Origin of the sequence: Rhodopila sp. (genome assembly GCF_965277165.1) — a bacterium.
Lineage (GTDB): Bacteria > Pseudomonadota > Alphaproteobacteria > Acetobacterales > Acetobacteraceae > Rhodopila.
Map to the genome: position 1 here is coordinate 1,465,310 of NZ_CBDICE010000006.1, position 19,753 is coordinate 1,485,062.

Consider the following 19,753-nt stretch of genomic DNA (forward strand, 5'->3'; position numbering starts at 1 on the left):
GAGCAAAACCCACGCCAACCCCGCGCCCGAACCGGCGACGCAGCCCTTCGCCAGCCCAACCCCGGACCACGCGCGATGACCGCCACGGCAACACCGGCGTTGCGTTCGATCGAACCGACCCGAGCGCCGCGCACACCCGCCAGCCTGGCGCTCGCCCGCTTTCTGCGCCGCCCGGCCGCGGTCGCCGGCCTGGTGGTGATCGTCCTGTTCGTTGCCGCCGCACTGCTGGCGCCGCTGATCGCCCCGTTCGACCCGATCGCCACCTCCTGGACCGCGATCCGCAAGGCACCCTCGGCGGCGCACTGGATGGGCACCGACGAGAACGGCCGCGACGTGTTTTCGCGCGTGCTGTTCGGCGCCAGGGCCAGCCTGCTGGCCGGCGTCGTCTCCGTGCTGATCGCCGCCGGGATCGGCGTCCCCGCCGGGCTGCTCGCCGGCTTCTCCGGCGGCTGGATCGACGCCGCGCTGTCGCGGCTGACCGATGCCATGCTGGCCTGCCCGTTCCTGATCCTGGCGATCGCCCTCACCGCGTTCCTGGGGCCGGATCTCGCCAACGCGATGATCGCCATCGGCGTGTCCACCGCCCCCCGCTTCATGCGCGTCGCCCGCGCCGCCACGCTGGAGGTGAACAGCGCCGACTATATCCAGGCGGCGCGCTCGCTGGGCGCCCGCGGCCTGCGCGTGGCGCTGCGCCACGTCGCCCCCAACATCGTCCCCCCGGTGCTGGTGCAGGCGACGCTGTCGCTGGCCGCCGCGATCATCGCCGAGGCATCGCTGTCGTTCCTCGGCCTGGGCCAGCAGCCGCCGTCACCGTCCTGGGGCTCGATGCTCAACGCCGCCCAGCGCTTCCTGACCCAGGCACCCTGGCTGGCAGTATTCCCAGGCGTGGCGATCTTCCTCTGCGTGCTGTCGTTCAACCTGGTCGGCGACGGCTTGCGCGATGCACTGGATCCGCGCGGGTCGTAGGCCGCCGTATTTCGGGCCGACGGACGGTCACCCAGACCCATTGACACGTCCCGTCGCACCATCTCAATGGGACGCAGGTTTCAATAGGGAGAAGATCCATGCCACTCCGATTGACCGAAGCGCAGCTTCAACACTACCGGAATGATGGTTTCGCCGCCCCGGTCAGGGTTTTCCCGCCAGCGGAGGCGGCGGTCTACCGCGCCGAACTTGAAGCCCACGAAGCGACCCTCGGCCAGCCGGTGAGCTATCCGGAGAAATCCAAATGCCACCTGCTGTTCGACTGGGCCGACGCCATCGTCCATCACCCGGCGGTGCTCGACGCCGTCGAGGACGTGATCGGGCCGAATATCCTGCTGTTTCATTTCACGCTGCAGACCAAGGAGGCTCACCGCGGCACGGTCGCGGTGTGGCATCAGGACGACGCCTATTTCAACCTCGATCCGGCCGAGGAGGTGACCGCCTGGGTGGCGCTCAGCAACGCGAACGAGCTGTCCGGCTGCATGCGGATGATCCCCGGTAGTCACAAGGCAGGCATCGCGGTCCACGCCGATACGTCCGTCGATGACAGCATCATTCGGCGGGTGCAGCAGGTCGGTGGATACGCGCCCCAGGACGGCGTGCTGGCGCCGCTGAAGGCCGGTGAGATGTCGCTGCACCACACGCACATGGTTCACTCGTCGGGCCCGAACAACAGTGACGACCGCCGGATCGGCCTGACGCTGAGCTATATTCCAACCCATGTACGCCCGACCGGCAGCATTCGGCCAGCCGCGCTGCTCGTGCGCGGGACGGACCAATACGGCTATTACCAGCCGGAAACCCGGCTTGCCCACGCCGACCCACCCGAGGCTCGGCTGCAAGCGCACCGGCAGGCGGCCGGGCTTTACTACGACCTGTCCAAGACCGAGGTCCCCGAACTATCCGCTACCCAGGTCGCGTGACCTGTCGCGGTGCGCGTCGGAATGGCCTGAAGACTGGCGGGGCTGCTTCCGGTGTCAAATTTGAAAAGGCAGTCGAAGGCGAAGATACTCGAAATATCGGGTTGGCATTGTATTGGAAGAGAAGCCGGATGGCCTTGGAGAGCTGGGAGATCATGCTCGACGTAATTCGGCCCGAGCTCGACCCGGCTCGCCTTAATCGATTCCTTACGGACCTGCCGGCCAACAAGATTAGAATTCAGCGATTAAAGTGGACAGGGTAGCGCCAACTCGTGTCCACTAAAAACCAGGGCTTTCGGATGAGGGAGGCCCCCGCATGGGCCGAGCGAGCTGCTTTTTCCATTCTGTCCGGTGCCGGTCAATCCCGCCTACGTCGCCCGTCCGCTTCGCCGCAAAGACCCTCACATTCCGTCTTCACAAGACCGTTGAGAAGGTGGAAGCCGCTTACGCGTCAGCCGGTCTTGCGGAGGTCGTGTCAGGAGTGACTGCTGGAGGTGCTGCCAGCGTGATCGGACCAGGCCACAGTTTGCTGGCGGTCTTAAACATAGTATCAGCCCGCTTAATGATCTCCTCTTCCCCCCAGCGGTTTTGTTCGAGAACAAATCTATTAAGTTCGATGTGAGTATTGGCGAGCTTCATTTTCTTTTCCCGAAACGGCAGATTGCCGAGCTCCGTATTGTATCCTGTCAGCGACAAATTGCCGAAGGTGTCCTTGAGGCGCGCGTGAACGGCAACGGCATGCGACCCGACTTCCGCCTTCCACTCGTTGGTCATGGTCTGCGGCATGAGATGTTCGATCGTAGCATTGCTCAGATCGACGCCTTCCTTATGTCCAAAAGCCTCCTCAAGTCGGAGCAGCACGTAGCGGGTATAGCCGCGGCCATACTGAGCAAAACTTCTGAAGTTCTCGCCGAACTCGATGTCGTTCGGGAAACGCCGCCCGCCGGCCCCCGCTGACATAGATGTGCCTAGCCATTGTACGTGATTGTCAGCGGGGAATTGGCGCGCCCATTGAAGAAAGAGCTTGTTTAACGCATTCGTTGGAACGACCGACACGGCCCGGCGAACGACGAAAGACTCAATAAGACCTAGGCAGTCTTCAAGATCTTTGACGCTGATCTTTCCGACGCGCCGCTCTTCGAACAGGCGGAGAAGCAGAGGATATGACGTTCCTACGTCGAGGCTTTTCAGATTGACAAGTCGCTTTCTTATTGAGGGTGTCTGCTCCAGCGACGGATCGAGGATGCTGGCGTACATTGCGGAGAAGCTGCTCATCCGAACCAACTCCGCCTCGACGTCAGTCGGTTCACCCATACCTTTCAGGAGTAACTTCGTGGCGGCGTAGATACCCCGTTGATAGACGTTGTCACCACCTTTCATGGCGTAGTGCCGTAGGAACTCGGGAATGTTGTCACCGAGCCGCTGCTCCATTGGCGCCCAATACGTTTTATAGATGCGCTCCTGCTCGCCGCCTGCCGACATCGAGTGCCGGAACCGCATCAGGATATAGTTTCGGACCAGATCCGCTTGCGTGAGTGGCTCGCCCTTGAAGTTCAGGCTTTCAAAGATCAGGTAGGGATCGTCGTCATCACCGAGGTTGATCATGACGACCTGCAATGCCCGCTCCACCGTCGTCAGAACCTTAGCGCGATCAATGGGGTCCCCGTTTGGGTCTATGCCTTTGAGCAACTGGTTTTTGAAGTAGGCATAGCCCTCGGACATTAAGCTCTGATCGTCGGGAACATAGCGATCCAAGATAATAGAGCGATATCGATCGCGATCGATTTGCGTGGGAACGAATTTCAGCGTGTCCTCTGGATCACGGAAACGGTTCGTAAGGTAGACTTCCTGAATACGCGCCGACGAGTTCTCGTCGAGCGTATCCCGAAGAGCTGCGAGCAAGATCGAGACCGTCGTGAGCCGCTGCTGCCCATCTATGATAAGGTATTTGCTGACCCCCACGGGTACACTGCGTGCGGGAACGGATACGATGGTACCCATAAAGTGCGCCGACTTGTCGTCGGCGTCGTATTGAACCAGAACGTCGTCCCACATCGTTTTCCAGTTCGGTAAGCGCCAGGAGTAAGGGCGCTGAAACAATGGGATCAAATTCTGCTTCTCGCCATTGAAGTACTGGATAACCTGGGCTGGTGACGCTTCCATAGTTTCCCCCAGAACATAACCTGCGACGACGGCTAGCAGACATTGGGGCCGCTCGGATAGCATCCCGAGGAACGTTTCGTCGCTACCCGAAATGTTCTCCCTCCGGTGAGGCTGCGAAAGAGGCGCGAGACCAAACCCAGTGCTGACCGCTTGAGCCCTGCCAGATTGAAACTCCACGCAGATTTTCTTGCCCTCCGCTTATCGGCCGCGGAATCTTGGTAGTCGGCCACGTCTCGAGCATTGGCCGGACTACCGTGGAGGTGGCGGCCGCGCCCGGTGCACGGCTTGCGGCAGCGGTGCTGAACCGCGCGGAGGCAGAATCACTCGCTCTGATGATACTAGGCTCAGCGATGGCAACGCTCGACCTGACGGAGCGGGTGACGCTGGAACCCAACTCATGTGGTTGTTGGTCACGCTCGGCGGAGCCATTGTCAGCCACATCGATCGAGAACTCCGTCACCCGGCGGAAACCGCAACGCGGCGGCGAGAACCGATCAGCATGCGCGCCAGCGGTTGCCGACAAGGCATCGACGACGCTTGATCTGGCGGCGAATTAGACGCACCCGCCCGCCGCGCCTAAACAACCCCCCGATGACCAACCCTGATCCCGACACCCAGGCCCGGCGCACCCTGCGCCGCCACCGCAGCTTCGCGACCGGCCTCCTGGTCCTCATGGCCTGCCTCACCATCGCCAGCTATTCCCTGCCGCCCAACTGGTGGGCCGGCCTGCTGCAAGCCTCCGCCAAGGCCGGCTTCATCGGCGGCATCGCCGACTGGTTCGCGGTCACCGCGCTGTTCCGCCACCCGCTCGGCATCCCGATCCCGCACACCGCCATCATCCCCAACCAGCGCCTCCGTCTCGGCCAGGCGCTCGGCCGTTTCGTCGCCACCCACGTGTTCACCAGCACCGAGGTCTCCAACGTCATCGCCCGCCTCGACCTGCCCGGCATCCTGGCCCGCTTCCTGGCGGACCCGGCCGCCGCCCGCCCCGCTGCCGTCGCGCTCTCCGGCGTGCTGCCCCGCTTGTTGGCCACGGTCGAGGACGGCCGCGCCCGCCGTATCGTCGCCCGCGTGCTGCCCAGGATCGTCGGCGGTCCCGCCGCCGGCCAGGTCGTCGCCCGCGCCCTGCACAGCCTGGTCGACGGCGGCCGCCACCAGGAAGTATTCGGCTTCGTCCTCGGCCAGTTGAAGACCACCCTCGGCGGCCGCGAGGGCGCCTTGCGCCACGCCATCGAGGAACGCGTCCGCGAACAGGGCGGCCGCCTGGTCGGCTGGGCGCTCGGCGCCTCCATCGCCCGCCGCGTGCTCGGCGTCATCAACACCGAACTCGACAAAATGAGCCCCGACGGCTCCGAACTGCGCGCCGCCTTCGACGAATGGGTGCGCCGTGAGATCAACCGCATGGAAACCGAACCGGAACGCGCCGCTGAGGTCGGCGCCGCGATACGCCGGGTAGTTGCCCACGAAACCATCCAGACCTGGATCTGGGACATCTGGGCCCGCCTGCGCGCCGGCCTGGAAGCCGACATCGCCAAACCGAACGGCCGGGTCGTGCCCTACATCCAGGACGCGCTGGGCAACCTTGGCACCATCCTGGAAGCCGACCCGCTCGCCCGTGCCCGGCTGCAGACCGCCGCCGAGGGCCTGGTGCGCACCATGCTCCCCACCGCCCAGGTGCGCATCGCCGACTTCATCGGCCAGGTGGTTGCCAATTGGGATAGCGCAACGATCGTCGACCGCCTGGAACTGCGCGTCGGCAAGGACTTGCAATATATCCGCATGAACGGAACCATCGTCGGCTTCCTGATCGGCGGCCTGCTATACGCGGTGCTGGACACCCTGTTCGGCCAGGCGCCGTTCTGAACCCGACTCATTCTAGCAAGGCATATGCGGTTCGTTCTGAACGATTCCGGGAACATGCAGCCTAATTTACTTCGTTGAGGTCGCGTCCGTTCGCTCAGGCCCGGCGAAAACCGCGCTTTCGTGATACCGGGACACGTCAGTCCGCTGTAGCCGCATGACGAGGAGGTGCCGATGCACATCGCTAGATGGATCGTGGCTTGCGTGGCGGTTTACAGCTGCGGCGGGATCGTGGCGGATTTCCTCGTGCCTTCTAGCCGCCGCAGCCCAGGGCAACACCACACTTCGGACAGGATCGGCCAATGATCTGTGAATTGACTACCATAGCCTGTCCGCTGCTGGCGATCCATGAGGTCGCCGATGGCGCGCGGGCTTGGATATCAGGTCCGCTCGCTGACGGCTCGCTGCTGGGCTGCTGGCGCACCGAGATCGGCACGCTGGGGCGCTTGCTGGTGCTCCGCAGTTTCGACACGGCCGAGGCTCTGGCGGTAGAGCGCCAGCGCGCCCTGCTCAGCGACACGCCTTTCAATGCGAGCAGCCGCGTGAAATCGCTCAGCATGGAGAGCTACGCGCCGTTCCCGTTCCTGCCGCCACCGCAAATCGGCGCTCGCGGCCCGGCTTACGAGTTTCGGACCTACCAGCTGAAGCCCGGCGGTCTGCCGCCGACACTCGTCGGCTGGCAGCAGGCGATCGCACCGGCGCGGGACTACACGGAGCGGCTAGTGATCAACATGTACGCGCTGGATGGGCCGCCGCGCATCACGCACATCTGGGGATTCAGAGATCTCTACCAACGTTCTGCTCTGCGGACGGCCGCGTATTCCAGCGGCGTCTGGCCACCCCGCGGCGGTCCGGACCAGATCGTGGAAGCGAGCTCGACGATCGCGTTGCCCGAGCCTGGCTCCCCGCTCGCCTGACGCCATGAGCAAAGTGGCGGGAGGACGACGGTCGCCAAAATGCTCTGAGGATGGCGTCGCAAAGACGCTGACATTGACCCTTGATCGACCGCGCCTCGGTCGCATGCCGGTAACGACTTCCCCCCTATCGCCGCCAGCTTGTCAGAGGCGGACAGTCCGCTCTGATTATGAGTTTCGGACGCCGCTTGGCGTCGGAAGTCTCCGTAACGACGAATCCGCGGGCCGGGACTGGCCTGACGACCCGGCTGAGCATTTCATCTTGGCGAAAGCTCCATGCTATGCTGCACCGTTGATCGGCTGCGGAGGGCTACCCTCGAACCCACACTGGATCGGATCAAAAGAACGGCTGAACCGTGATCCGATACCAGATGGCGAAGACACCCAACCTACAATCGTCGACGCAAGCGGAGCATCCAGGCCTTTCTTTGGTGCGGCGGCACTACAGTCTTTCAACGCAAATCACTAATGATTTCGGCAGGAGGGTTGTCAATGCGTGTTCTAGTGTCCTGCCTCCGAAGTTCGCCGCACTATGCGCCGGACGTAGGAGGCAAGCAGGCCACTGAAAACAAAGAACTAGTGGCACGAGACTGGGGTTCGCCTGCTATGGCGAACTTCAGACGCGGGACACTAGCGATCTGCTTGATCGTCGCAATGGTCTGCTGCGGTCGAGGGCCGGCGCGCGCCGACGACGCCGCGTCGGTCTCAACGGCGGATCATAAGGCGATCGAGCAGGTCATCACGTCGCAACTCGACGCGTTCCGCCGTGACGCCGGCGCCGCCGCGTTCAGCTTCGCCTCGCCCCACATACAGTCGGTGTTTGGGGACGCGGCGCATTTTATGGCGATGGTGCGGCAGGGGTATCCGCCGGTCTACCGGCCGCGCTCGTTCAAGTTCGAGAAACTGATAACGATCAAAGAACGGATCGTTCAGCGCGTCATGATCATCGGCCCTGACGGTTCGGCAGCGCTAGCGCTTTATAAAATGGAGCGCGAGCAGGACGGCACATGGCGGATCGATGGGTGTGCGCTGACGCAGACGGATGGGCTGAATACCTGAAGGATCGGGTCGGCGGTTTGGGCGAGCGGCAAGCCTGCAACACCAACATCCGCCAACGGCATTGTGTGTCAGGCAGCGCGATAAAGCTCAGCCGGTCTAGTGTCCTGCCTCCGAAGTTCGCCGCACTATGCGGCGGACGTAAGAGACAAGCAGGCCACTGAAAACAAAGAGCTAGTGGCACGAGACTGGGGTTCGCCTGCCATGGCGAACTTCAGACTCGGGACACTAGCTAGCGTGTCTGTCCCGAAGTCCAACAATGTGTGGATCAACCGCCGTAGCGGACACCGGAACCATAAACCCCGCTGGACAAAAACGCGTTGCTGGTGTCCTTGCCGATCGGGCAGGTCGCACGGCGGCTGATCCACCGCATGACAAACCCTCGAATCGAGACAGAAGCGGACCCTCGCCCATGCTACGGCTCTCAGTCCTCGATCAATCGACCATCGTCGCCGACCGCTCGCCTGACGCCTCGATCCGCGAAAGCATCGCCCTGGCCCAGCATTGCGAGGCTCTGGGCTACCACCGCTACTGGTGCGCCGAACACCACAACTCCGACAGCCAGGCCGGCACCGCGCCGGAGATCCTGATCGCCGCCATCGCCGCCACCACCCAGCGCATTCGCGTCGGCTCCGCCGGTGTAATGCTGCCGCATTACGCCCCCTTTAAAGTCGCCGAACAGTTCCGCGTCCTCGATGCGATCGCGCCCGGACGCATCGACCTCGGCGTCGGCCGAGCGCCGGGCTCCGATGGCCTCACCGCCTACGCGCTGAACCCCAGGGCGGACACCGCCGCCGACCAGTTCCCCGCCGACATGCGCGATCTGCTGGCCTGGCTCGCCGGCCAGAAGCTGATCGAGGGCCATCCGTTCCGCGACGTCCGCGCCCAACCTCAGGGCCCGACCACGCCCGAGGTCTGGGTGCTCGGCAGTTCCGACTACGGCGCCCAGGTCGCGGCCTATTTCGGCCTGCCGTTCTGCTTCGCCCATTTCATCACCGACGGCCACGGCGCCGAACAGGCGCTGGCACTCTACCGCCAGGGATACCGGCCCAGCCCACGCCATGCCTCCCCACACGCCGCATTATGCGTCTGGGCGATGGCCGCCGAGACCCAGCAGGAAGCCGACACCCTGTTCCGCTCGCGTGAAATCTGGCGGCTCAACCGCGACCGCGGCCTGTTCACCGCGCTGGCGTCCCCAGAACAGGCCGCCACCCACGTCTACTCGGACGCCGAAACCGCCCGCGTCGAACGCCTGCGCGCACGAGCCTTCTACGGCACCGCCGATCACGTCGGCACCAGATTGCGCGCGCTGGCCCAGCAGCACGACGTCGAGGAGATCGCCATCCTCACCACCCTGCACGATCCGGCAGCTCGACGGCGGTCCTACGCCCTGCTGGCGAACCAGATGCAGTAGGTTTCACCCGCTCCCGGCCGAAGCCCCCCACCGACCGTTGCGGACGCCAAGTCCAAGCCAATCAGCCGCTCAATGATCCGCCAGCCAGCCGGCCACGCCCAGCGCTGCAACCGGCATCGCGAACACCGCCCAATCGGCCCGGCCAAGCCCGGTCAGCACCGCCGCCACCGCTACGATCAGGCCAACCCCGGCAAGGTTGCGGCTGTCGCCGAACAGGGTCTTGGCAAACGCCTTCATGCCGCCGCCCGACGCGGCCGGGCGCGGATCAGCGGCACCAGCGCCTGCCCGCCGGCCAGGAAGAACGCCTCCAGCAACAGCAGCGACCAATCGCCCAGCGGCCAGACGTCGCCGGCCAGCGCCTGCAGCGTCCAGAACATGCCGAATGAAACGATCATCGCCCCGACCACGAACTTGATGGCGTTCTCCGGCACCCGCTGCAGCGGCGCCCGAATCGACATCCCGGCCAGGAACACCACCACCAACGCGGCCAGCGCGGCGCCCGCGTTCGCCATCCAGGCCCGGCTGTGCAGGCTGAACGCAACCACCAGCAGCCAGACCTCCAGCCCCTCCAGCAAGGTGCCCTTATAGGCGATCAGCCAGGCGGCGAACCAGTCGCCCTTGCTGACCGCGGCCTGGGTGTCGCGGAATTCGGCGTCCTCATCGTGCAGCGGTTTCAGCCCGGCCTGGCGAGCGATCGCCTTGGACAGCCAGCGCACCCCGAACAGCAGCAGGAACACGCCGATGACGAACTGGATGGCCTGCAGGTTCAGCCCCAGGCTGAACGCCCCCCCGGTCACCGCCGTCAGCGCCGCCAGCGTGGCAAGCCCCGCCGCCGCCGCCGCCAAGGAGGCGCCCCAGCCGATCGTCAGGCTGACCGCGAGCACGATGGTGAACGCTTCCACCCACTCCACCCCGGCAGTCAGGAACACAGGCAGCAAGGCCGGCCAGTCCATGCGGTGCGATCTCCTGGATGCAACGGCCGATGCGCCCGATCGGCGTCCGCCATTCGCGGGCAGAGGTCATATCGTCCGGCTCCGAGTGGTCGCAACTGTTTTGCGCCACCGATCGCCCCAGCCATTTGCCGCGACCCACCACGCCCCGTCACCCGAACCGGCCCCCAGACACCGCGGCAATCATTGCCCAATCGGCAGATTTTGCTGCCCTACCGGCGCCTGCTGTGGCCACCGCATCCAGCCTCCACAGCCAGGATCTGCCCCTCCCGCCCCTGGCACGGCGCTTGCTCCTCTCCAGCCCGGACCGTTCGGACAACGCCTTATGGACATCACCACCTCCCTCGCCGCCTCGCGCCTGGTTGCCCAGCAGCGCTTGATGGATATCACCGCCAACAACATCGCCAACGCCAATACGCCGGGGTACCGCTCCGAACGGGTGGTGTTCAGCGACTGGATCGACCCGCAGACCGGAACCGCCCGCACCCCCGGCAGCAAGGGCATCACCTACGCGCAGGACCGCGCGACCTATCGCGAATCGCAGCCCGGCACCCTGACCCATACCGCCAACCCGCTCGATCTGGCGCTCACCGGTAACGGCTACTTCACCGTCAACACCAAGGCCGGCCCGCGGCTGACCCGCGACGGCCGCTTCGGCCTGCTGCCCAACGGCACCCTGGCCGACAGCAGCGGCAACGCCGTGCTCGACACCAGCGGCAAGCCGATCCAGTTCGCCCCGACCGACACCCAGATCAGCATCGCCGGCGACGGCTCGATCACCACCGAGAACGGCCAGCTCGGCAAGATCGGCATCGTCCAGCCCGCCGACCAGATGAAGATGCGCGCCGAGGGCGGCACCAATTTCGTCTCCGACTCCCCCACCGCCCCGGTCGCCGCCCCCTCCATCGTGCAAGGCGCGATCGAGGACTCCAACGTCCAGCCGGTGATGGAGGTGACGCGGATGATGGACGACGTGCGCCAGTTCCAGTTCGTGACTCAACTGCTGCAGGCCGAGGGCGACCGCCAGCAGAGCACCATCGACAAGCTGCTGCCCTCCGGGTCCGGTTCATAACCCGATACCCGCCCCGCTCGTGACAAAACGCCACAGGAGACCACCCAATGCGCTCGCTTGATATCGCCGGCACCGGCATGCAGGCCCAGCAGACCAACGTCGAAGTCATCTCCAACAACATGGCCAACATGACCACCACCGGCTTCAAGCGCCGGCGGGCCGAGTTCCAGGATCTGATCTACCAGAACCTGCGTCGGGTCGGCGCCAACAGCTCCGACAGCGGCACCGTGGTCCCCTCCGGCGCCCAGGTCGGCCTCGGCGTCAAGACCGCGGCGATCTACCGCATCAACGAACAGGGCAACCTGCAACAGACCTCCAACACGCTGGACATGGCGATCCAGGGCAACGGCTATTTCCAGGTCACCATGCCCGACGGTGAGACCGCCTACACCCGCGACGGCACCTTCTCGCTCGCTGCCGACGGCACCATCGTCACCGCCGACGGCTACACCGTGCAGCCCGGCCTGCAGATCCCGGCCGCCGCCACCGGGACGACCATCAACACCTCGGGCCAGGTCCAAGTCACGTTGCAAGGCCAGACCGCGCCGCAGACCATCGGCCAACTGCAGCTCGCGACCTTTCCCAACGAAGCGGGACTGGATGCGCAAGGCGCCAACCTGCTGATGCAGACCGCCGCCTCCGGCGCCCCGGTCACCGGCAATCCCGGCACCGCCGGCTTCGGTTCGGTCGAGCAAGGCTTCATCGAAACCTCGAACGTCAACGTGGTCACCGAGATCACCAACCTCATCACCGCCCAGCGCGCCTACGAAATGAACAGCAAGGTCATCACCTCCAGCGACGAGATGATGTCCACCCTCACCAACCTGCGCTGATCCCGTGCGCGCCCTGGTTGTGGCCCTCGGCCTGCTGCTCTGCGCCCAGGCCCAGGCCGCCTCGCTGCGCAACATGACCACGTTGCACGGCCCCAACGTCTACCTCCGCGACCTGTTCGACGACGCCGGCGTCAACGCCAACCGAGTGCTCGGACCAGGCCCCACACCCGGCGGGCGCATCATCGTCGAGGCCGCCCAGCTCAACGCCATCGCCCGCCAGTTCGACGTCGCCTGGCGCTCGGTCTCGCGCGCCGACCGTGCCGTGCTCGAATGGCCCGGCCGCCCGCTGCCCAGGGAAGCGGCGCTCGACGCGGTGCGCGTGGCCATCACCGCCGGCGGCGCCGCCGACGACCTCGACATCGACCTGCCCGGCTTCATCGCCCCGATCGTTCCGGTGGGGGCGAAAACCAGCGCCACCGTCTCGCAATTGGAATATGACCCCAACTCGGGCCGCTTCACCGCCGCCCTGACCATCACCGCCGACGGCATGGACCCGATCGACAGCAGGATCAGCGGCCGCGCCGACGCCGTGGTCGATGCACCGGTGGCACTGACCCGGTTGCTGCCCGAAACCATCCTGCGCCCCGAAGACATCCACCTCGCCCGCATCCACGCCTCGCTCGCCAATGACGTCGCGCGATCCGCCGACCAGGTCGTCGGCATGCAACTGCGCCGCCCGCTCGCCGCCGGGCAGCCGCTGCGCCTGGCCGACCTGGTCCGCCCGCCGCTGGTGCAGCGCGGCGCCACTGTCCTGATCCAGCTCGCCTCCACCGGGCTGTCGGTCACCGGCCAGGCCATCGCCCTCGACGCCGGCGCCGAAGGCGAGCGCATCCGGGTGCAGAACATGACCTCGCACGCCTACCTGTTCGCCCAGGTGATCGGCCCCGGCCAGGTGCGGGTGACACCCGATGCCCCGCCGGCGCTGCCCCGCCAGCCGCCGCGCTACGAACAGCGCGTGGACGCCCAATGACCCTGACCCAATGACCCTGACCCAATGACCGCGCGCGGCATCCTTCTGCTGGGCTTGATGGCGGCATCGCTCAGCGCCTGCGGCACGCTCAGCCGGCTGTCCGATGTCGGACGCGACCCGACGATGACCCCGACCCAGGATCCGACCAAGGACCCCAAATGGCGCCCGCTGACCATGCCGATGCCGACCGCCCGGCCGTCACCGAATGAGGCCAACGCGCTCTGGCGCTCCGGCTCGAGGGCCTTCTTCAAGGACCAGCGCGCCGCCGCGGTCGGCGACATCGTCACCGTCCTGGTCAACATGAACGACGCCGCCAACCTGAAGAACGTGACCTCAGCGACCCGCGCCAGCTCCGAATCCGCCGGCCTGCCAAACCTGTTCGGGCTCGAGGCGATCGTGCCGAAGGCGGTCGATCCATCCAAACTGCTGTCGGCCAGCAGCGGCAACAGCAATGTCGGCACCGGCCAGATCCAGCGCACCGAGGCGGTCACCCTGCGGCTGGCCGGAATCATCACCCAGGTCCTGCCCAACGGCAACCTAGTGGTCGCCGCGTCGCAGGAATTCCTGGTCAACAGCGAACTGCGCGAGCTCAGGGTCACCGGTGTCATCCGTCCGCAGGACATCGCCTCCGACAACACGGTGCAGCACGACCGCATGGCGGAAGCCCGCATCGCCTACGGCGGCAAGGGGCAACTGACCGACCTGCAGCGCGCCCGCTGGGGCCAGCAGATGATGGATATCCTGATGCCATTCTGAAGCCGGCGGTGCTTCAGCGTGATCACGCCACCTGAAGCATGATCGCGCCAAACCGGATCGCGCGTCCCAAACCCAGCCCCTGCGCAACGGCCGGGGCGGATCGCGGCTCGGGCGGACCGTTCAAGCCGCGTGAATCATGCGACAATACAAAGAGCTAGCCTCCTGCCCCAGAACTTCGCCGCACTTCTCGGCGGACGGATGGGATCAGCAGGCCACTGAAAACAAACAGCCCGCAGCGAGCGAACGGCTCTTCCTGCTCAGGCTGACGGACAGCGCGGCGACGCCTCGACGCTCGCGACCCCATCGAGATTTGCGATCAGGCGCATGAGCAGGGCAACAAGCTGTTCGGTCTCCTCGTGCGTGAAGCCACTCAACACCTCGCGGTTTCCCCGGAGCAAAGTTGCGACCGCGTTTGGCAGGCGCGCCGCCGCAACCTCCGTCAGGGTGATGCGGCTGCTGCGCCCATCGGCCGGGTCGGGCGAGCGTCGGATCAGCCCGTCCCGCTCCATTCGGAGGAGCATCTGTGCCATCGGCGGTTGTTCGATCCTGGCAAACCGGGCGAGATCACGCTGCGTGCTTGCCCGGCCATCCTGAAGGGCGACCAGCACCGGCAGGTGACCGACGCCAAAGCCCAGCGGCTTGAGGCGCGCCTCACTCAGCCGGGCGAAGCCTCGCGCCGCCAGGCTGATCAGGTGCCCGGGCGTCGAAAGCACATCCAAGTCCATCGCAACTTACCCCTTGCAACGATCGGCACGCTGATACATACGTGCATATATAAATCCCCCGAATCCGGCACATCCAGACCGAGGAGAGAACCCGATGGACGGTGATGTCGAAGTCCTCCAACGCCTCTATGACCGCTTCAACGCGCGCGACATCGATGGCGTGCTAGCCAGCCTCGCCGATGATGTCACCTGGGCGAATGGCATGGATGGCGGTTACGTTCACGGTCGCGAGGCCGTGCGTCAGTATTGGACGCGCCAGTGGGCCATGGTCAGTCCGCACGTCGAACCTGTGGGATTTCACAAGCAAGCGGACGGCGCGATTGTCGCGAAAGTTCGACAGTCCGTCCGCGATCTCGAAGGCAAGCCGCTCCATGGCCAGACCCACGGGCTGAAGGACAAGACCGTCGGACACGTTTTCCGTCTGCGAAACAGCAAGGTGACCAGCTTTGACATAAAGGATGTCGCCCAGGAACCTGATCAGTTCGCCTGACACCAGAATGCGGCAAGCGCTGGGGCTGATGCATAGTCGCGGGGCGGGCTCGTCGAAACGGGTCGCGATACGGCGCAAGTCCTTGACCCGGCGGAAGATCGCCTCGATGCCCCAGCGTTCCTTGTAGCGCCGCTTGCCGTGGCTGATCGTCGGCTTGCCGGCACGGATGCCGGGCAGGACTGGCGTGATACCCCGGGGCCGGCAAATCGACGCCCAAACAGTCGGCGTCATGGCCCTTGTCGGCGATCAAGCCGAATGCCGCCACGGGCGTCGGCTAGCAGGTCCGTGGCGGCACGCAGGTCGCTGACGTTGCTCGGCGTCAGCAAAAGGACGTTGGGGAGAGCCAAACCAACCGTCAGTGGCGCGAGACTGAGGTTCGCCCGCTATGGCGAACTTCAGCCTCCGGACAAGACGTCAGCCCCTCACTTCGGCGCCGCGGCAGGCGGCGTGGACTCGGCCGGAGCCGTCGCCGCCGGTGCTTCCGTCCCGCTCTGCTTCGCCGCCGGGTGCGCCTTGCGCCGGGCATGCATCGCGATGATCTGGCCCCTGATCTCGCCGCCGGGGTTGGCCGCGGTATGCACGTTCACATACAGCTTCGATGAGTGCAGATACTTCACCTGCTCGTCGGTCAACGTCGCCGAACCGGTGATCGGGCTGGTCGGGTTCTTCTCACCCAGCGGCACCACCACCCCCGCGCTCTGCGCCCGCGTCGCCGGCCCGTGGATATGCGCCGCCGTGGCCGGACCGCTCAGCCCCTCGAAGGTCAGCGTGTAATCCAGCACCTTCGACGTCGTATCGAATTCGGCTTTCAGCCTGCCCTTGCCCTTCGAGTCGGTCTTCGGCACCTCGGCCCGGCCGGACAACCGAGCCGTATAGGTCACCGTCGCCGCCGAGGCGGCCGAAGCCAGCACCGCGGACAGCGCGGTGATAAGAAGTACTCTGCGAAACATTCATGATTCCCCAACCAAAGGTGGCAACCCTGACAACCGGCCAAGGCTCGGCAGCGGCTTGTCGTCGGCCGCCACTGGGGCCACCGTATTCCACGAAACCAAGGATGCCGCCATGCCCGACAAGATCGCGCTCCAAAGGATCGCGTCCCACACCGAAGATCCCCCGCCCGCCGATCCCCCGCCCGCCAATCACCGGGCCGCCGATCCCCCGCCCGCCGATCCCCGGGCCGCCGAGTCCCCAACCACACATCCCCGGCCCGCCGAACCCCGGCGCGCCCATGCCAAACCCGCCGACAACGACCCACTGCCGATTGGCCCGCCCGTCGATACCACCCCACGGCCGCTGCCGGTCCGGATCCCGATCCGTGGCCAATATGCCACGCTGGAGCCGCTGCACCGCCGCCACGTCAGCGAACTGTGGCACGCCGCACAGGGCGCCGACGACAGCTGGGCCTATCTCGGCGCCGGTCCGTTCGCTTCGGCCGAGGCGATGGGCCGTCACGTGATGGACGCCGCCGCCACCCACGACCCGATGGTCTGGGCGGTCCGCCCGGTGATCACCGGCGTCGTCTCCGGCTGGCTGGCACTGATGGACATCCAGCCCCGCAACGCCGCGATCGAGCTCGGCGGCATCTGGTTCGCCCCGCGCATGCAGCGCACGCGCGCCGCCACCGAGGCAATCTACCTGCTGCTCAAACTGGCCGCCGACGACCTCGGCTATCGCCGCCTGGTGTGGAAGTGCAATGCGCTCAACGCCGCCTCCCGCCGCGCCGCCACCCGCCTGGGTTTCAGCTACGAAGGCCGCCATCGCATGCACATGATCAGCAAGGGCCGCCAGCGCGACACCGACTGGTACAGCATCGTCGGCGACGAATGGGCGCCCCGCCGCGACGCCCTGCTGGCCTGGCTCGACCCATCCAATTTCGCCCCCGACGGGACCGCCCTGCACGGCCTGGCCGAACTGCGGGCCCACGCCGCATGAGTGGCACCAGCCTGCTGCCCTGGCGTCGCCCCCGCCTCAACGTGATCGTGCTGCACGGCATCATCGCCACCCGAGCCGGCACCCTGAACGCCGATTCGGCGCGCCCGCTGATCGAGAAAGCCTTCGCCTCCACCGGCCGCCGCCCGGTCATCCTCGACATCGAAAGCCCCGGCGGCTCGCCGGTGCAGTCGGACCTGATCGCCGGCATGATCCGCACCCACGCCGACCGCGCCGGCGTGCGCGTCCACGCCGTGATCCGCGAGGTCGGCGCCTCCGGCGGCTACTGGCTGGCTTGCGCCGCCGACGAGATCCACGCCAACCCCATGAGCGTGGTCGGCTCGATCGGCGTGGTCGGCGGCGGCTTCGGCTTCCCCGACCTGCTGGGCCGCCTCGGCATCCAGCGCCGGCTCTACACCGCCGGCACCCACAAGGCTCGGCTCGATCCGTTCAGCCCCGAGAACCCCGACGATGTCGCCTTCGCCAAGGACCTGATGGACAAGCTGCACGTCCGCTTCAAGCAGTGGGTCAAGACCCGCCGCGGGCCGCGCCTGAAGGCACCCGACGACGCCCTGTTCGACGGCGGCTACATGCTGGGCGAGCAGGCCCTCGCCGCCGGCCTGATCGATGGTCTGGCCACCGTGGACGAACTGGTGCGCGACCTCGGCGGCGACCGCGCCCGGCCGCGCCGCATCGCACCGAAGCGCTCCCGCCTGGCGCTGCGCCTGCCGCGACTGGCCGCCGACACCGTACTGGACGCCCTGGAAGCCAGGCTCTGCCAGATCACCCTGCGATGACCCGGAATCCCCACAACCGAACACGCCCCGCCAAAATCACAAGCCGCCAAAATCACAAGCCGCCAAAATCACAAGCCGCCAGATCACCGGCCCGCCGGACCACAAGCCGCCAGATCACCGGCCCGCCGGACCACAAGCCCGCCGGACCACAAGCCCGCCGGACCACAAGCCCGCCGGACCACAAGCCCGCCGCACCACAAGCCCGCCGGACCACAAGCCCGCCGCACCACAAGCCCGCCGACCACAAGAAGGAGGAACCCACCATGCACGCCGCGGTCTTTCGCCAAGGCTCCATCGTCGTCGATACCCTTCCCGACCCCACACCGGTCGAAGGCCAGGTGCTGGTGCGCACCCGCGCCTGCGGCATCTGCGGCTCCGACCTGCACGCCGCCAGCCACACCCACCAGTTCGTCGACCTGGCGCGCCGCGCCGGCAACCGCTGGGCGATGGACGCCGACCGCGACGTGGTGTTCGGCCACGAGTTCTGCTGCGAGGTCGTCGACTACGGCCCGCGTACCCCCACCCGCCTGGCCCCTGGCACCCTGGTCTGCTCGATGCCGATGACCTTGGCCGGCCAGACCGTCCACGGCATCGGCTACTCCAACGACATCGCCGGCGGCTTCGCCCAATACATGCCGCTGGCCGACCGCATGCTGCTGGCGGTGCCGAACGGCCTGCCCGCCGCCGCCGCGGCGCTGACCGAACCCATGGCGGTCGGCTGGCACGCGGTCCAGCAAGCCCGCCTGGCGCCCGAGGACGTGCCCCTCGTCGTCGGCTGCGGCCCGGTCGGCCTGGCGGTGATCGCCGGACTGGCGATCCGCGACCTGCACCCGATCATCGCCGCCGACTTCTCCCCCGCCCGACGCCAACTGGCGCTGAAAATGGGCGCCGACATCGTGGTCGATCCGGCCGACACCTCGCCCTATGAAAGCTGGCAACAGGCCGCCACCCCGCCCGGCCACGACCCCAGCCGCTACGCCCAGCTGTTCGCCATCGGGCCAAGGCAGCGACCTGCGGTGATCTTTGAATGCGTCGGCGTGCCCGGCGTCATCCAGCAGGTGATCGAGGGTGCCCCCGCCGGCGCCCGCATCGTCGTCGTCGGCGTCTGCATGCAGACCGACCGGTTCGAGCCGTTCTTCGGCATCGTCAAGCAACTCAACCTTCAGTTCGTGCTCGCCTATACCGCCCAGGAGTTCGCCGACAGCCTGCACCACATTGCCGAAGGCAAGATCGACGTCACCCCCCTGATAACCGGCTCGGTCGGCCTCGAAGGCGTCAACGCCGCCTTCGCGGAACTGGCCAACCCGGAACAGCACGCCAAGGTCATCGTCGACCCCTGGGCCTGATCCCCCCTTCCTGGCCTCACCGAACGCCAGCCTCGCCGCGTCCCCGCCAGGCCCGCCGCGTCCCCGCCAGCCCGCCGTTTCCCCGCCAGCCCCGCCGCGTCCAGCCCGCCGTTTCCCCGCCAGGGCCGCCGCGCCAGCCCGCCGTTTCCCCGCCAGCCCCGCCGCGCCAGCCCCAGCCGCGTCCCCGCCAGCCCCACCGGATCGCCAACCCCGCCAAGTCCGCGCCAGCTCCGCCGCTACCGTTTCCTCGCTCGCCTGCCGCGCGTGTCCCCGGCGAGTCCCGTCGTCTCCCCGGCTTTCCCGCGTGTCATGGCCAGGCATGGCCCGGCCACCCACGACCCGTGCTGAGCAAACCGGCACCGCCGACGAGGGCCGGTACCCCCGCCGACGCACCCGGCCGCAATGCGCCGCAATCGACCCGTCGCCCCGGCCGAGTCCGCCACGCGCACCGATCCGACCCGATTCCCGCCCACCGATCCCGTCGCTCCCCAGACCAAAATCCGGGACCAAAATCCGGGAAAACGAGCCCAGGATACGCTCCAAATCGCGGACTATAAGCACAATATAGGAAATA

19 protein-coding genes and 1 pseudogene are annotated in these 19,753 nt (G+C 66.4%); 14 read left to right on the forward strand and 6 right to left on the reverse strand.

The genetic code is table 11. The annotated features are described in order from the left end of the window. Positions 1–75: 75 nt before the first annotated feature. Entirely contained in the window at positions 76–966 is an 891-nt protein-coding gene (locus tag ACQY4Y_RS18690; RefSeq protein ID WP_428492092.1) for an ABC transporter permease, read from the forward strand. 98 nt (positions 967–1,064) lie between these two features. After that, positions 1,065–1,907, forward strand: a complete 843-nt coding sequence (locus ACQY4Y_RS18695) for a phytanoyl-CoA dioxygenase family protein (RefSeq protein WP_428492093.1) — start codon at positions 1,065–1,067, stop codon at positions 1,905–1,907. Between the two features lie 441 nt (positions 1,908–2,348). Here ACQY4Y_RS18695 and ACQY4Y_RS18700 read toward each other — a convergent pair whose 3' ends face one another. Then, positions 2,349–4,067, reverse strand: coding sequence for a DUF262 domain-containing protein (locus ACQY4Y_RS18700; protein ID WP_428492094.1), 1,719 nt, complete (start codon positions 4,065–4,067; stop codon positions 2,349–2,351). Between the two features lie 591 nt (positions 4,068–4,658). On the opposite strand from ACQY4Y_RS18700, the gene ACQY4Y_RS18705 reads away from it, so the two are divergent. The 4 genes from ACQY4Y_RS18705 (at position 4,659) to ACQY4Y_RS18720 (ending at position 9,311) form a co-directional block, all read left to right on the forward strand. After that, positions 4,659–5,930, forward strand: coding sequence for a DUF445 domain-containing protein (locus tag ACQY4Y_RS18705; protein ID WP_428492095.1), 1,272 nt, complete (start codon positions 4,659–4,661; stop codon positions 5,928–5,930). 299 nt (positions 5,931–6,229) lie between these two features. Next, a complete protein-coding gene (locus ACQY4Y_RS18710; protein ID WP_428492096.1) occupies positions 6,230–6,844 on the forward strand; it encodes an NIPSNAP family protein in 615 nt (204 codons plus the stop codon). A gap of 603 nt (positions 6,845–7,447) precedes the next feature. Continuing rightward, positions 7,448–7,900 carry a DUF4864 domain-containing protein gene (locus ACQY4Y_RS18715; RefSeq protein ID WP_428492097.1) on the forward strand — a complete coding sequence of 151 codons (453 nt, stop codon included), beginning with the start codon at positions 7,448–7,450 and terminating at the stop codon, positions 7,898–7,900. A gap of 409 nt (positions 7,901–8,309) precedes the next feature. Beyond that, a complete protein-coding gene (locus ACQY4Y_RS18720; RefSeq protein WP_428492098.1) occupies positions 8,310–9,311 on the forward strand; it encodes an LLM class flavin-dependent oxidoreductase in 1,002 nt (333 codons plus the stop codon). A 69-nt stretch (positions 9,312–9,380) separates the two neighbouring features. Here the strand turns inward: ACQY4Y_RS18720 and ACQY4Y_RS18725 are convergent, their stop codons facing one another. Together ACQY4Y_RS18725 and ACQY4Y_RS18730 are read right to left on the reverse strand one after the other, a co-directional pair. Next, the gene (locus tag ACQY4Y_RS18725; RefSeq protein WP_428492099.1) at positions 9,381–9,548 is read right to left on the reverse strand and encodes a hypothetical protein; all 168 of its coding nucleotides are present in this window, start codon (positions 9,546–9,548) and stop codon (positions 9,381–9,383) included. Then, on the reverse strand, positions 9,545–10,264 hold the full coding sequence (locus ACQY4Y_RS18730) for a hypothetical protein (protein ID WP_428492100.1): 720 nt from the start codon (positions 10,262–10,264) through the stop codon (positions 9,545–9,547). Before ACQY4Y_RS18730 ends, ACQY4Y_RS18725 begins: the two co-directional genes overlap by 4 nt. A 322-nt stretch (positions 10,265–10,586) precedes the next feature. On the opposite strand from ACQY4Y_RS18730, the gene ACQY4Y_RS18735 reads away from it, so the two are divergent. Genes ACQY4Y_RS18735 through flgH form a run of 4 tightly spaced genes read left to right on the forward strand, consistent with a single transcriptional unit; the run spans position 10,587 to position 13,892 of the window. Continuing rightward, a complete protein-coding gene (locus tag ACQY4Y_RS18735; protein WP_428492101.1) occupies positions 10,587–11,333 on the forward strand; it encodes a flagellar hook-basal body complex protein in 747 nt (248 codons plus the stop codon). 47 nt (positions 11,334–11,380) lie between these two features. Next, positions 11,381–12,166, forward strand: coding sequence for a flagellar basal-body rod protein FlgG (flgG, locus tag ACQY4Y_RS18740; protein WP_428492102.1), 786 nt, complete (start codon positions 11,381–11,383; stop codon positions 12,164–12,166). Positions 12,167–12,170: 4 nt separating this feature from the next. Continuing rightward, complete coding sequence (gene flgA, locus ACQY4Y_RS18745; protein WP_428492103.1) at positions 12,171–13,136, forward strand: flagellar basal body P-ring formation chaperone FlgA; 966 nt, start codon at positions 12,171–12,173, stop codon at positions 13,134–13,136. Between the two features lie 24 nt (positions 13,137–13,160). Further along, a complete protein-coding gene (flgH, locus tag ACQY4Y_RS18750; protein WP_428492104.1) occupies positions 13,161–13,892 on the forward strand; it encodes a flagellar basal body L-ring protein FlgH in 732 nt (243 codons plus the stop codon). A 257-nt stretch (positions 13,893–14,149) separates the two neighbouring features. Here flgH and ACQY4Y_RS18755 read toward each other — a convergent pair whose 3' ends face one another. Then, complete coding sequence (locus ACQY4Y_RS18755) at positions 14,150–14,617, reverse strand: MarR family winged helix-turn-helix transcriptional regulator (RefSeq protein WP_428492105.1); 468 nt, start codon at positions 14,615–14,617, stop codon at positions 14,150–14,152. A 94-nt stretch (positions 14,618–14,711) separates the two neighbouring features. On the opposite strand from ACQY4Y_RS18755, the gene ACQY4Y_RS18760 reads away from it, so the two are divergent. Then, positions 14,712–15,107: a nuclear transport factor 2 family protein gene (locus tag ACQY4Y_RS18760; RefSeq protein WP_428492106.1), complete on the forward strand. Its 396-nt coding sequence runs from the start codon at positions 14,712–14,714 to the stop codon at positions 15,105–15,107. Here ACQY4Y_RS18760 and ACQY4Y_RS18765 read toward each other — a convergent pair. Together ACQY4Y_RS18765 and ACQY4Y_RS18770 are read right to left on the reverse strand one after the other, a co-directional pair. Further along, positions 15,095–15,466, reverse strand: a pseudogene (locus ACQY4Y_RS18765) (transposase); the annotation flags it as partial. The gene ACQY4Y_RS18760 and the pseudogene ACQY4Y_RS18765 sit on opposite strands and share 13 nt — an antisense overlap. A gap of 63 nt (positions 15,467–15,529) precedes the next feature. Next, positions 15,530–16,057: a CHRD domain-containing protein gene (locus ACQY4Y_RS18770; RefSeq protein ID WP_428492107.1), complete on the reverse strand. Its 528-nt coding sequence runs from the start codon at positions 16,055–16,057 to the stop codon at positions 15,530–15,532. A 112-nt stretch (positions 16,058–16,169) separates the two neighbouring features. Between ACQY4Y_RS18770 and ACQY4Y_RS18775 the strand changes: the two genes are divergently transcribed. The 3 genes from ACQY4Y_RS18775 to ACQY4Y_RS18785 all read left to right on the forward strand — a co-directional run bounded on the left by ACQY4Y_RS18775 (position 16,170) and on the right by ACQY4Y_RS18785 (position 19,179). After that, complete coding sequence (locus ACQY4Y_RS18775) at positions 16,170–17,039, forward strand: GNAT family N-acetyltransferase (RefSeq protein WP_428492108.1); 870 nt, start codon at positions 16,170–16,172, stop codon at positions 17,037–17,039. Next, positions 17,036–17,833, forward strand: a complete 798-nt coding sequence (locus ACQY4Y_RS18780; protein ID WP_428492109.1) for a S49 family peptidase — start codon at positions 17,036–17,038, stop codon at positions 17,831–17,833. The genes ACQY4Y_RS18775 and ACQY4Y_RS18780 overlap by 4 nt, the downstream gene beginning before the upstream one ends. Before the next feature lie 263 nt (positions 17,834–18,096). Beyond that, the gene (locus ACQY4Y_RS18785) at positions 18,097–19,179 is read left to right on the forward strand and encodes a zinc-binding dehydrogenase (protein ID WP_428492110.1); all 1,083 of its coding nucleotides are present in this window, start codon (positions 18,097–18,099) and stop codon (positions 19,177–19,179) included. Positions 19,180–19,753: the final 574 nt, after the last annotated feature.

Coding starts and splice junctions, on each gene's coding strand:
- ACQY4Y_RS18690 (WP_428492092.1), top strand. CDS start 76: ATGACCGCCACGGCAACACCGGCGTTGCGTTCGATCGAACCGACCCGA.
- ACQY4Y_RS18695 (WP_428492093.1), top strand. CDS start 1,065: ATGCCACTCCGATTGACCGAAGCGCAGCTTCAACACTACCGGAATGAT.
- ACQY4Y_RS18700 (WP_428492094.1), bottom strand. CDS start 4,067: ATGGAAGCGTCACCAGCCCAGGTTATCCAGTACTTCAATGGCGAGAAG.
- ACQY4Y_RS18705 (WP_428492095.1), top strand. CDS start 4,659: ATGACCAACCCTGATCCCGACACCCAGGCCCGGCGCACCCTGCGCCGC.
- ACQY4Y_RS18710 (WP_428492096.1), top strand. CDS start 6,230: ATGATCTGTGAATTGACTACCATAGCCTGTCCGCTGCTGGCGATCCAT.
- ACQY4Y_RS18715 (WP_428492097.1), top strand. CDS start 7,448: ATGGCGAACTTCAGACGCGGGACACTAGCGATCTGCTTGATCGTCGCA.
- ACQY4Y_RS18720 (WP_428492098.1), top strand. CDS start 8,310: ATGCTACGGCTCTCAGTCCTCGATCAATCGACCATCGTCGCCGACCGC.
- ACQY4Y_RS18725 (WP_428492099.1), bottom strand. CDS start 9,548: ATGAAGGCGTTTGCCAAGACCCTGTTCGGCGACAGCCGCAACCTTGCC.
- ACQY4Y_RS18730 (WP_428492100.1), bottom strand. CDS start 10,264: ATGGACTGGCCGGCCTTGCTGCCTGTGTTCCTGACTGCCGGGGTGGAG.
- ACQY4Y_RS18735 (WP_428492101.1), top strand. CDS start 10,587: ATGGACATCACCACCTCCCTCGCCGCCTCGCGCCTGGTTGCCCAGCAG.
- flgG (WP_428492102.1), top strand. CDS start 11,381: ATGCGCTCGCTTGATATCGCCGGCACCGGCATGCAGGCCCAGCAGACC.
- flgH (WP_428492104.1), top strand. CDS start 13,161: ATGACCGCGCGCGGCATCCTTCTGCTGGGCTTGATGGCGGCATCGCTC.
- ACQY4Y_RS18755 (WP_428492105.1), bottom strand. CDS start 14,617: ATGGACTTGGATGTGCTTTCGACGCCCGGGCACCTGATCAGCCTGGCG.
- ACQY4Y_RS18760 (WP_428492106.1), top strand. CDS start 14,712: ATGGACGGTGATGTCGAAGTCCTCCAACGCCTCTATGACCGCTTCAAC.
- ACQY4Y_RS18770 (WP_428492107.1), bottom strand. CDS start 16,057: ATGTTTCGCAGAGTACTTCTTATCACCGCGCTGTCCGCGGTGCTGGCT.
- ACQY4Y_RS18775 (WP_428492108.1), top strand. CDS start 16,170: ATGCCCGACAAGATCGCGCTCCAAAGGATCGCGTCCCACACCGAAGAT.
- ACQY4Y_RS18780 (WP_428492109.1), top strand. CDS start 17,036: ATGAGTGGCACCAGCCTGCTGCCCTGGCGTCGCCCCCGCCTCAACGTG.
- ACQY4Y_RS18785 (WP_428492110.1), top strand. CDS start 18,097: ATGCACGCCGCGGTCTTTCGCCAAGGCTCCATCGTCGTCGATACCCTT.